At 75.3% G+C, this 11,129-nt stretch carries 9 protein-coding genes; 3 read left to right on the top strand and 6 right to left on the bottom strand.

From position 1 onward, the window contains the following. Nucleotides 1–39: 39 nt before the first annotated feature. Nucleotides 40–1,611: a leucyl aminopeptidase gene (locus tag E1258_RS24645; RefSeq protein WP_132405297.1), complete on the bottom strand. Its 1,572-nt coding sequence runs from the start codon at nt 1,609–1,611 to the stop codon at nt 40–42. A gap of 163 nt (nt 1,612–1,774) precedes the next feature. Between E1258_RS24645 and gcvT the strand changes: the two genes are divergently transcribed. Next, nucleotides 1,775–2,905: a glycine cleavage system aminomethyltransferase GcvT gene (gene gcvT, locus E1258_RS24640; RefSeq protein ID WP_132405295.1), complete on the top strand. Its 1,131-nt coding sequence runs from the start codon at nt 1,775–1,777 to the stop codon at nt 2,903–2,905. A gap of 68 nt (nt 2,906–2,973) precedes the next feature. On the opposite strand, the gene E1258_RS24635 is transcribed toward gcvT, so the two are convergent. From E1258_RS24635 to E1258_RS24625, 3 genes are all read right to left on the bottom strand, one after another. Next, nucleotides 2,974–4,269, bottom strand: a complete 1,296-nt coding sequence (locus E1258_RS24635) for a DUF2314 domain-containing protein (protein ID WP_132405293.1) — start codon at nt 4,267–4,269, stop codon at nt 2,974–2,976. A 65-nt stretch (nt 4,270–4,334) separates the two neighbouring features. Next, nucleotides 4,335–5,078 carry an adenosylcobinamide-GDP ribazoletransferase gene (gene cobS, locus E1258_RS24630; protein WP_132405301.1) on the bottom strand — a complete coding sequence of 248 codons (744 nt, stop codon included), beginning with the start codon at nt 5,076–5,078 and terminating at the stop codon, nt 4,335–4,337. A gap of 82 nt (nt 5,079–5,160) precedes the next feature. Further along, entirely contained in the window at nt 5,161–7,116 is a 1,956-nt protein-coding gene (locus tag E1258_RS24625) for a bifunctional adenosylcobinamide kinase/adenosylcobinamide-phosphate guanylyltransferase (protein ID WP_132405291.1), read from the bottom strand. Between the two features lie 227 nt (nt 7,117–7,343). Here E1258_RS24625 and E1258_RS24620 point away from each other — a divergent pair, with 227 nt between their 5' ends. Together E1258_RS24620 and E1258_RS24615 are read left to right on the top strand one after the other, a co-directional pair. Then, nucleotides 7,344–7,544: a hypothetical protein gene (locus tag E1258_RS24620; RefSeq protein ID WP_036372644.1), complete on the top strand. Its 201-nt coding sequence runs from the start codon at nt 7,344–7,346 to the stop codon at nt 7,542–7,544. Further along, a complete protein-coding gene (locus E1258_RS24615; protein WP_132405289.1) occupies nt 7,544–8,344 on the top strand; it encodes a site-2 protease family protein in 801 nt (266 codons plus the stop codon). Before E1258_RS24620 ends, E1258_RS24615 begins: the two co-directional genes overlap by 1 nt. Before the next feature lie 153 nt (nt 8,345–8,497). Here the strand turns inward: E1258_RS24615 and E1258_RS24610 are convergent, their stop codons facing one another. Together E1258_RS24610 and E1258_RS24605 are read right to left on the bottom strand one after the other, a co-directional pair. Continuing rightward, nucleotides 8,498–9,496 carry an aldo/keto reductase family protein gene (locus tag E1258_RS24610; protein WP_132405287.1) on the bottom strand — a complete coding sequence of 333 codons (999 nt, stop codon included), beginning with the start codon at nt 9,494–9,496 and terminating at the stop codon, nt 8,498–8,500. A 61-nt stretch (nt 9,497–9,557) separates the two neighbouring features. Continuing rightward, nucleotides 9,558–11,126 (bottom strand): WG repeat-containing protein, encoded by a 1,569-nt coding sequence (locus E1258_RS24605; RefSeq protein ID WP_132405299.1) that lies wholly within the window; start codon nt 11,124–11,126, stop codon nt 9,558–9,560. Nucleotides 11,127–11,129 lie beyond the last annotated feature (3 nt).

The raw sequence follows: 11,129 nt of genomic DNA, 5'->3' as shown, positions 1-11,129 counted from the left end.
AAGGGCCCCCGCTCGGCGGGGGCCCTTCGCGCGAGCGCGTCAGCCGTTGGCGGCGACGTCCTCCACCAGGTGCACGAGGGTACGCACCGGCACACCCGTGCCGCCCTTGGTCCAGTACCCGGTCGCCTCGCCCGAGTGGTAACTGGGGCCGGCGATGTCGATGTGCGCCCAGGCCACCTCGTCGGTGACGAACTCGCGCAGGAACACCCCGCCCTGCAACATGTGCCCCGCCCGGTCCATCCCGGCGTTGACCTGGGAGATGTCGGCGACGTCGGAGTCCATGCCCTTGCGTACCTCGTCCGGCAGCGGCATCGGCCAGGCCGGCTCGCCGACCGCGTCGCCGGCCGCCCGGACCCGCTCGCACAGCTCCGGGGTGCCCATCACGCCGGCGACCCGCTTGCCCAGCGAGATCACCTGCCCGCCGGTGAGGGTCGACGTCTCGAACAGGTAGTCGGCGCCGTCCTCGCAGGCCCGCGCCATGGCGTCGCCCAGGATCATCCGGCCCTCGGCGTCGGTGTTGAGCACCTCCACCCTCTTGCCGTTGTACATGGTGATCACGTCGCCCGGCCGGTAGCTCGTGCCCGACGGCATGTTCTCGGCCATCGGCAGGTACGCCGTCACCGTCACCGACGGCTTCAGCGCGGCGATCGCCAGCATGGCCGCGCCGACCGCCGCCGCGCCGCCCATGTCGGACTTCATCTCCCACATGCCCTGTGCCGGCTTGATCGAGATACCGCCGGTGTCGAAGGTGATGCCCTTGCCGACCAGCGCCACCCGCTTGCCACTGCCTCCGGCCTCCGGCGTGTAGGTGAGCTTGACCAGGCGCGGCGGGGCCTCCGACCCCTGCCCGACGGCCAGGATGCCGCCGTAGCCGCCGGCCGTCAGGGCCGCCTCGTCGAGCACCTCGACGTCGAGCCCGGCCGCGCGGGCCGCCTCCGCCACCGCGTCGGCGAACGCCGGCGGGCGCAGCAGATTCGGGGCGGCGTTCACCCAGTCGCGGGTCAGCCGGACCGCGCCGGCCACCGCGTGCGCCCTCTCGATCTCGGCTCGGGCGCCCGCGTCGCCGGCCTCCGGCACCGCGATGAGCACCTCGGCGACCGGCTCCCGCCGGGCCGGCTGCGGGCGGGTCTTGTACCCGGCGAACCGGTACCCGCCGAGCAGCGCGCCCTCGGCCACGGCGCGCAGGGCGTCGGCGGCGTCAGCGTCGTCGGGCAGCGGCAGGCTCAGCGCCACCCGGCGGGCCCCCGCCAGGGCCCGGACCGCCGAGCCGGCGGCCCGGCGCAGCGTCTCCGGTGCCGGTGCGGCCCCGGTCGGCTCGGGGCCGAGGCCGACCGCCGCGACGACCGGGGCGGTGACGGTGCCCAACGTGGCCAGCTTGATCACCTCGCCCGGGGCGCCGGTCGCGCCGAGCAGCGCCAGCGTCTCGGTAAGCTTGCCGTCGAAGGCGGCGGCGATGCTCTCGGCACCGCTGGCGAGCAGCAGTGCCCGGGCGGGGCTACCGGCGGCATCCTGCTCACCGGTCTGGCTGTGCAGGCCGATCACGATCGCGTCGACGGCGAGCTCGGCGGGGTCGGTGTCGACCAGGCTGAGGGTGGTGCTGGGCGATGTCACTGAAGCTACTCCGGGCGGGCCGGGCCGATCGCGTCGTCGCGTACCGGCGGTGAAGGTCTCCGGCGGCAACCTACCCGCCGGACGGTGGGCTGTCCCGCCGAACTCGGCCGACGGGGTCCCGCCGATGCTAACCAGCCGTTCAGCTACCGGTAAGTTGCCACCCATGACCGACGCGACCTCCGACGCCGCCGCGACCCGGCTTCGCCGTTCTCCGCTGCACGAGCGGCACACCGCCCTCGGCGCCAAGTTCGCCCCGTTCGGTGGCTGGGAGATGCCCCTGGAGTACGCCGGCGGCGGGGTGCTCAGGGAGCACACGGCGGTCCGTACCGGGGTCGGGGTGTTCGACGTGTCGCACCTGGGCAAGGCGCGGGTCACCGGCTCCGGCGCGGCCGAATTCGTCAACGTCTGCCTGAGCAACGACCTCGGCCGGATCGGCCCCGGCCAGGCGCAGTACACCCTCTGCTGCGACGATGCCACCGGCGGCGTGGTGGACGACATCATCGCCTACCTGCACGCCGACGACCACGTGTTCCTCGTCCCGAACGCCGCGAACACCGCCGAGGTGGTGCGCCGGCTGCGCGCCGCCGCCCCGGAGCGGGTCGTCGTCACCGACGAGCACGAGGAGCACGCCGTCCTCGCCGTGCAGGGTCCGCGCTCGGCCGAACTGCTCGGCGCGCTGGGCCTGCCCACCGACCACGACTACATGAGCTTCCGCACCGGCACCCTCGCCGGTGCCGAGCTGACCGTCTGCCGCACCGGCTACACGGGCGAGCTGGGCTACGAGCTGGTGGTGCCGGCAGGGCACGCCGTCGCGGCCTGGGACGCGTTGGCCGCCGCGGGCGAGGCGTACGAGCTGCGGGCCTGCGGGCTGGCCGCGCGGGACACCCTGCGCACCGAGATGGGCTACCCGCTGCACGGGCAGGACCTGTCGCCGGAGATCACTCCCGTGCAGGCCCGCTCGGGCTGGGCCGTCGGCTGGAACAAGCCGGCGTTCTGGGGCCGCGACGCGCTGCGCGCCGAGAAGGCGGCCGGCCCCGCGCGTACGCTGCGCGGCCTGACGGCCGTCGACCGGGCGATCCCGCGCCCCGGCATGAAGCTGTACGTCGGGGACGCCTGCGTCGGCACGGTCACCAGCGGCACCTTCAGCCCGACGAGGAAGCAGGGCATCGCCCTGGCCCTGGTCGACACGGCCGCCGACCTCGCCGAGGGTGACACGGTGGAGGTCGACATCCGCGGCCGACGCGCCGCCCTGCTGCTGACCCGCCCCCCTTTCGTGACTCCCTCCGTCCGCTGACCCCATCTGACGGGGTGATCAAGAGGTTTGCGTCAGCGGGTGGCCTGACCCTGACGCAAGCTTCTTGATCAACTTGACGAGGTGGGGGGTTCGCCGGCGTCCAGGACGGCCTGGGTCCAGCCGCCCTCGATGACGCCCGAGCCGCCCAGGACGGCCCAGTCGACGACGTCCGCCGTCTCGACCACCACCGGGGCGCCGATGCGGACCCCCGGGTCGGTGCTGGCGTCGCTGGCGCTGGCGCCGACGATCCGTTCCGGGGTGTCCCACGAGGTCACGCCCGCCCAGACGTACTCGGGGCCCTCGTCGCCCGGCAGGCCGTACTTGATCACGAGCTGCGACCGGGCCGGGAGCCGGCCGGCCAGGAACCGGGCCCGGACGTCGTCCAGGCCGGCCCGGGCGGTGGCGACCGCCCGGCTCATCGCGTCGCCCGGACGGGCGTAGCGCACGTCCGGCGCGATGCCGTCGAACAGGGTGGCGCAGGCCGCCGCGAAGTACCGCCCGTCCGGGCCCGGGTGCCCCGGCGGCGGGCGCAGGCTCAGGAACGAGTCGGCCTCCGGATCGGTGGCCGGGTCCAGCTCCAGCCGCAGCAGCACCGGCGCCGTCGCCCCGTGCTGCTCCGGGTTGCCGTACGCGACCGCGATGTCGTGCCCGGTGACGGTGGCGAGCACCGGGAGCTGCACGAATGCCGGCACTTCGTCGCCGGTCAGCCCGTCGGTCCAGGCCCGCAGCAGGCGGCGGGCGGCCCCGGTGAGCACCGCGCCCCAGGCCCGGGTGAGGTGGTCGGGCACCCCCTGGGTCTGCAACTCCAACAGCCCGAAACGGCGCAGTCCCTTCGTGGTGAACCACAGCCCCTCGGCGTCGGAGGAGTACGGCACCAGCACCCAGTCGACCAGCCGGATCCGCCCCTGCTCGTCGGGCAGCGAGCGCAGCGCTGCGGCCGGGTCGAGGAACTGGAGGCCGAAGACATCCACCACGTCCGTGTCCGCGCTCTCGGCGACGGCGGCGGCGACCGCCCGCGCCGCCCACTCGTGCGCGGGCGGCCAGCCCGGCCGGTACTCCGCCTGCACCACCACCAGATGGGTGGCGGCGGCGAGCCGGGAGAGCTGCGCCTCGGTCGCCCCGAACGCGGTGAGCAGGTCCGGCGGCAGCGCGGGAAACTCGGCGACCGGCCGGGTGTCCACGCTCATCAGCGGGCTGCCCAGCATCTGCGTGGCCAGCCCGTGCACCGGCTCGGCGAGCCGTCCGGCCAGCGCCCGCACGGCGGTCTTCGCGCCGACCCTCGGCAACCCCACCATCGGCACCAGATAGGTGGCGGTGAGCGACTCGGGGACCGGGACGGGCAGGAAATCGTCGGTGATGAGCATGTGGTCCCCTGTCTACCCCAGGCCGGCCTGTCGCCCGAAACGCTACCCGCCCGGCCGCGTCCGGATCAGCGGGTCGACGCCAGCCCCAGGTATACCAGCGTGGTGACCACCTCCACGGCGGCCCCGAGCACGTCGCCGGTGATGCCGCCGAGGCGGCGTACCGCGTGGCGCAGCAGCAGCACCGCGACGGCGAGCGCGGCGAGCACGGCGACCGGCCCCTGCCACGGGCGGCCCGGCACGGCGGCGACCGCGACGAGCGCGACGGCGGCCGTGCCGACCACCGCCGCTACCGGGCCGACGGTGCCCGCGACAAGCGCGCCGAGCCCGTCCGGCCGGGCCGCCGGCACGCCGCGCCGGCAGGCCAGGGTGACGCCGAGCCGCCCGGCCGCCGTAGCCGCCACCATGGCCGCGAGCGCCGCCGGCCCCGACCGGGTTGCCAGCTCCGCGAGCGCCGCGGCCTGCACCAGGAGTACGACCACCAGCGCGGTCACCCCGAACGGCCCCACGTCGGGCTTCTTCATGATCTCCAGTGCGGCGGCCCCCCGCCGGTACGACCCCAGCGCGTCGACGGTGTCGGCGAGCCCGTCCAGGTGCAGTCCCCGGGTGAGCAACGCGCCCGCCCCGACCGTCACCGCCGCGGCGACCAGCGGTGGTGCGACGGCACCGAGGAGCAGCAGCACCCCGGCCAGCGCCGCCCCGAGCAGGGCCCCGACCGCCGGGGCGAGCGCCATCGCGGTGCCCGCCGTGGCGCGGTCCACCCGGCCGGCGCGTACCGGCAGGACGGTGAACGTGGTGAGCGCCAGCCGGATCCCGTCGCCGGCACGTCCCCCGCCGCTCGTCGCGCCGTCGCCGGTGCGCCCCCCACCCGGCGCGGCGTCGCCCGGGTGGGGCTCAGCCGGCACGCCGTCCGGCCGGGTCCGGCTCGGTCGGCTCGGTGGGCGCGGTTGGCTCGGTGGGCGCGGTCGGCTCGGTCGGCTCGGTCGGCTCGGTCGGCTCGGCGGGCTCGGTCGGCTCGGTGGTGGCCGGTCCCGGGCCGGCCGGCTCCGGCTCGACGAACTCCGACCAGTCCGCCTCGCCGTCCCGACCCCCGTCGCCCGGGTTCGCGGCGTCGCCCGGGTTCGGTCGGCCGGGCAGTGCGGCGGCCAGCGACAGCACCGAGCGCAGCAGCGGCAGCGCGGCCAGCGCGTTCGCCCCCTCGCCGAGGTCGAGCCGCAGGTCCAGCAGGGGGGTGAGGCCCAGCACGTCGGCGGCGAGCCGGACCGCCGGGTGACCGCCGTGGTCGGCGAGCAGGCACCAGTGCCGGGCCTGCCCGGCCAGGTCCCGGCTGATCATTCCGGCGGCGAGGCCGACCGGACCGTCCAGCAGCACCGGGATCCGGCGGGCGGTCGCGCCGAGCAGCACGCCGGTGGCCACCGCGATGTCCCCGCCGCCCAGCTCGGCCAGCACGTCCTTGGCATCGCGGGGCGAGCGTCGGGTGCGGTGCAACGCGTCCCGGACCGCGGCGCAGCGCCGCATCCACGCCGCGTCGTCGAGTTCGCCGGCCGCCGTCACCACCCGGGCGAGCACGGCGGGTGGCTCCGCGCCCGCGGTGGCCGCGAGCACCGCCGCGGCGGCGGTGTCGGTGCCGGCCCCGCATGCCGCCAGCACCAGCAGCCGTACGCCCGCCTCGCCGGCCTCCTCGGCCAACCGCCAGCCGTACCTCAGGGCCTGCTCCACCTGCTCGTGGTCCAGGGCGGGCAGATCCTCGATCGGCTCGGCGGCCGGCGCCTCCACGACCTGTAGGCTCGCGCCGCTCTCGGCGGCCAGCCGGGCCAGCGCACCCTGCCCGGCGCGGGCCTGCGCCGCCCGCCGGGCCGACTCCCCGGTCGGCGACCCGACGGCCGCCCCGCCGGCGTGGTCGCCGTGCAGCAGCAGCACCCGTACGTTGTCCCACGGCACCGGGGTAGGGGTGCCCTGGGTGGCGGCGGCGAAGCCGACGACCCGTTCCAGCACGCCCAACCCGGCGCCGGGCACGTCCAGGGTGGCGAGCCGTTCCACGGCCTGCGGCCCGGCGTGCTCGTCGGGCATCGGCAGCTCCATGCCCGGCTGGATGACCAGGCCGGTGGCGACCACCGGCAGCACCATGGTCGGCGCGGCCCACGGGGCGCCCGCCGGCTCCGGCGAGGCAGTCGGGGTCAACACGTCGGGCAGCGCGGCGGCCCGGTCACCGCCGGCCACGGGCACGGCCCCGTCCGTCACCGGCACGGCCGCGACCGCCTCCGGGTTCGGGAGCCTCCCGGGGCCGGCGGTCGGCTGGGCGGCGGCGGTCTTGAGCCAGCACGCCTGGCCGGCGACCACCAGGACCACCGCGTCGCACGCGTCGGCGACCGCCCGGTTGGCCGCGCCGAGGGCGTCGGTGAACGCCCGGCCCAGCGGGGTGGTCGGCACCAGCGACAGCCCCACCTCGGGGCTGACCAGCACCACCCGGGCCGGGCTGTCCCGCACCGCCTCGGCGAGCTCGGCGATTGTCGCCGTGTCGTCCGCCGGCTGGTGGGCCGGGTCGAGCAGCACGGTCACCCAGCCGCCGAGGTCGTCGACGAGCAGCGTCTCGTTCGGCCCGGCCGAGGCGACGACGTCGGCCAGCCGGCGCGGATCGTCGGCGGTCTCCTCGGTGGTCCAGCCGCCCGGCCGCCGGCTGCGGTGCGCCCGCAGGCGGGCCGCCCACTCGGCGTCCTCCGGGTCGCCGGCCGCCGAGGTCGCCACATACCGGACCGTGGGCGCGTCGGCGACCAGGGACTCCGCGAACTCGGACTTGCCGGAGCGGATCCCGCCGAGCACCAGGACCGTGTTCCACCCGTCAACGGACATGCCCCGTACCTTAAGGCCGTTGGAGACCGCGCCGCCGGTCGGCCCGCGCCGGTGGCCGCAGGCTCGTCTCCCCGTCGCGTCGGTGCCGGCGTCACCGGTACGGGCGGCCTGCCCCGGTCGGGCCGGCGGTGGTCCCGGGGCGGAGCGGCGGGCCGTCGGGCACAGGGCCGACTACGCTTGCGGGGGTTCGTCCCCAGGGGGACTTCAGCGGCGAGGGGAGACGCGGCATGGCGTGGAGCTGGCGGTACGAGGGCGCGAACGGTGCGGCGGCCGAGGGGCCGGCGGAGACGTTCGGAAGCCAGGCGGACGCCGAGTCATGGATCGGCCAGACCTGGCGGGAGCTCGCGGCATCCGGCGTCACGACGGTCGTGCTCGTCGAGGACGACCGGGTGGAGTACCGGATGAGCCTCCAGTCCCCGGCCGAGTGATGACGCCGGGCCGCCCGGGCGGCGGCGAGCCGCTGGTGCTCGGGGTGCCCCGGGCGGCCTTCCGGCCCAGCCCGGTGTTCCTGGCGCTGGTCGCGCTCTTCGCGGCCAGCGGCGTCCTGGCCTGGAACCGGTTCGGCAACGTCCGGTTCGACGTGTTCCTCTTCGTCGTCTCGGGCTGGCTGGTCTCGCTCTGCCTGCACGAGTACGCCCACGCGGTGGTCGCGTACCGGGCCGGGGACACCGACATCGCCCACCGTGGCTACCTGACGCTCAACCCGTTGAAGTACACCCACCCGCTGCTGTCCATCGTGCTGCCCGTGGTGGTGGTGCTGCTCGGCGGCATCGGCCTGCCCGGCGGCGCGGTGTGGGTCGACCGGCACGCCATCCCCGGGCGGCTGCGGCACACCCTGGTCAGCCTCGCCGGCCCGGCCACCAACGTCCTGTTCACCCTGGCGCTGGTGGCGGTGCTGCGGGTCGGGTTCGGCGGCGGTGGGTCGGTGGAGTTCTGGGCGGGCGTGGCGCTGCTGGCTTTCCTCCAGCTCACCGCCAGCGTGCTGAATCTGCTGCCGGTGCCCGGCCTGGACGGCGGCAACATGATCCAACCGTGGCTGAACCCGCAGTGGCGGCGGATGTACGACCTGTTCGCCCCGTTCGGGTTCATCCTGCTCTTCGCGCTGCTGTGGAACCCACGCATCGGTGGCTGGTTCTTCGACGCCGTCTTCGCCGTGGCGAACCTGCTCGGCCTGCCCCCGTGGCTCTACGCCGCCGGGTTCGACCTGATCCGCTTCTGGCAGGACTGACTGTGAGCATGGCGGGGTGGCGCCGGTGGGCCGGCGCGCGGCTGATCCGCTTCCGGCGCCGGTCGGCGGGCCCCGATCCGTTCGGCGCGCGGCTGATCCGCTTCCGGTAGGCCCGGTCCGGCCGGCGCGACGCGCCGGCCGGACCGGGACGGGTCACGGCCGCTGGGCCGGGGACTGCGTCTTCGCCGGGTCCCGCTCGGTGATCGGGTCGACGATGTCGTCGATCGCCTTGAGCAGGTCGGCGTCGAGCTTCACCCCGGCGGCCTTGACGTTGTCGTGCACCTGGTCGGGGCGGGACGCGCCGATGATCGCCGAGGAGACGTTCGGGTTCTGCAACACCCAGGCGATCGCGAGCTGCGGCATGCTCAGCCCGGCCTGCTCGGCCAGCGGCTTGAGCTGCTGCACCCGGGTCAGCACCTCGTCGGTGAGGAACCGGGCGATGAAGTTCGCCCCGGACTTCTCGTCGGTGGCCCGGGAGCCGGCCGGCGGCGGCTGCCCCGGCAGGTACTTGCCCGACAGCACGCCCTGCGCCATCGGCGACCAGACGATCTGCCCCAGGCCCAGTTCCTCACTGGTCGGGACCACCTCTGTTTCGATGACCCGCCACAGCATCGAGTACTGCGGCTGGTTGGACACCAGCGGGATGCGAAGTTCCCGGGCGAGCTGGTGAGCCGCCCTGATCTCCGCCGCCGTCCACTCGGAGACGCCGATGTAGTGCGCCTTGCCGGAGTGCACGACGTCGGCGAACGCCTCCATCGTCTCCTCCAGCGGCGTGCTGTGGTCGTACCGGTGGGCCTGGTAGAGGTCCACGTAGTCGGTCTGCAACCGGCGCAGCGAGCCGTTGATCGACTCCATGATGTGCTTGCGGGACAGGCCCCGGTCGTTGCGACCCGGGCCGGTCGGCCAGTAGACCTTCGTGAAGATCTCCAGCCCCTCGCGGCGCTCGCCCTCCAGCGCCCGGCCGAGCACCTCCTCGGCCTTTGTGCCGGCGTACACGTCGGCGGTGTCGAAGGTGGTGATGCCCGTCTCCAGCGCGGCCCGGACGCAGGCGACCGCCGCGTCCTCCTCGACCTGCGACCCGTGGGTGATCCAGTTGCCGTACGAGATCTCGCTGACCAGCAGGCCCGAGCGGCCTAGGTGTCGGAATTCCATGGTCCGACCCTAGCCCGGCCCGATCACGGTCACCCGTCGGCGGGCTCCGGGGCCGGTCAGGTCAAAGCAGCGGGCTGGTGTCGGCGAGCAGGTGGTCGATCTGGTCGACCACCCGGTCCCGGCTCGGGTGCACGGGGTCGATCAGCGGTACGCCCCGCCGGTCCAGGGCCCCCCAGCGGCCGAAGCCGTCGCCGACCAGGTACGCCACCGGGTGCACGACCAGCGCCGGATACTTCGGGGCCACCACCATCTGGCCGGTGCGGTCCACCACCCCGCGCCGGCCGTTCAGCTCGACCACGGCCAGCCCCTCGTCGGTGAAGCCGTCCACGTAGCGGCCGTCGGCCAGGGCCGTGGTGAAACCGTGGTACCGGGTCGGCACCACCACCGTCCCGGTGCGGTCGACCGCACCCCAGCCGCCGGCGACGCGTACCGCCGCCACCCCGGCACGGAACGGCCGGACGTCGTCGAAGCCGGGCGGGATCACCACGATGTTGGACGTGTCGATCGCCATCCAGTTGCCGATGCCGTCGATCGACACCCAGGCCAGGCCGTCGGAGAACGAGCCGGCCGACCGGTAGCCGTTGTTGGCCTGGATCACAATGCGCCCCGAGTCGTCGATCAGCGCCCACCGGGTGCCCTCCGGTCGGCGTACCCAGGCCATTCCCTCCCGGAACGGTTGCACCTCGGCGTAGTCGGTGCCGATCACCAGGTTGCCGCCGGCGTCGGCGTAGCCCCACCGGTCCAGATCCTCGTCGTACGTGGGCACCGGTGGCCGGGGAGTGCGCAGGATCTCCTCGCGCCCACGCGGGTAGGGGCCGAAGCCGTCCCTTCTGGCCCGCGCGGCGACCGCGTCGAGCGCGACCCGGGTCCGGGCGAGCAGCTCCGGGTCGGCGGCCCGGCGCAGGTCAAGAGCCAGCTCGAAGTGGTGGCACGCCTCGATCAGCCGGCCCTGGTCGTAGCAGCAGCGGCCGGCGTGCTCGTGCAGGGCCGCGCGCAGCCGGTCGGGCAGCTCCGGCGAGTTCGCCTCCGCGAAGAGCCGGTCGGCTTCGGTGAACTCGCCCCGCCAGCGCAGCACGTGGGCCAGCCGTGCCCGCGCCAGCGCGGTCCGCCGCAACTCGCCCGTGGCCTCGGCGTACGTCAGCGCGAGCCGGGCGTCGTCGACCGCGTCCGCCAGGTCGCCGAGCAGGCGTGACACCACCGCCCGCAGGCTGAGCAGCCGGGCCCGGGACCGGTTGTCCAGGGCGGTGTCGAGTTTGGCGTTCAGCCCCTCCCGCACGGTGCGCAGCAGCTCCGAGTCGTCGGTCTCCTCGCGCAGGGTCTCCGGGTGCAGACGCCACCGCAGGGCCGCGAGCGTCTGCTCCGGGTCGGCCGGAACGGCCCGCCGTTTCTGGCCCGGCGGCGGCTCCGTCCCGGCGTCGGGCTGTGCGGGAATGCCGGACACGGGCTGTGCGGGTACGCCGGACACGGGCTGTGCGGGTACGCCGGACACGGGCTGTGCGGGTACGCCGGAGACCGGTGCGGCCGGAACTCCCGGGACGGGGTGTGCCGGGATTCCCGAGACCGGGCGGGCGGGCATCCCGGAGACCGGGCGGTCGGGTGGCGCGGAGACGGGGCGCGACTGCTCCGGCACCGG

Origin of the sequence: Micromonospora sp. KC207 (assembly GCF_004348615.1) — a bacterium.
Lineage (GTDB): Bacteria > Actinomycetota > Actinomycetes > Mycobacteriales > Micromonosporaceae > Micromonospora.
This window is presented reverse-complemented; position numbering and strand designations above follow the sequence as displayed.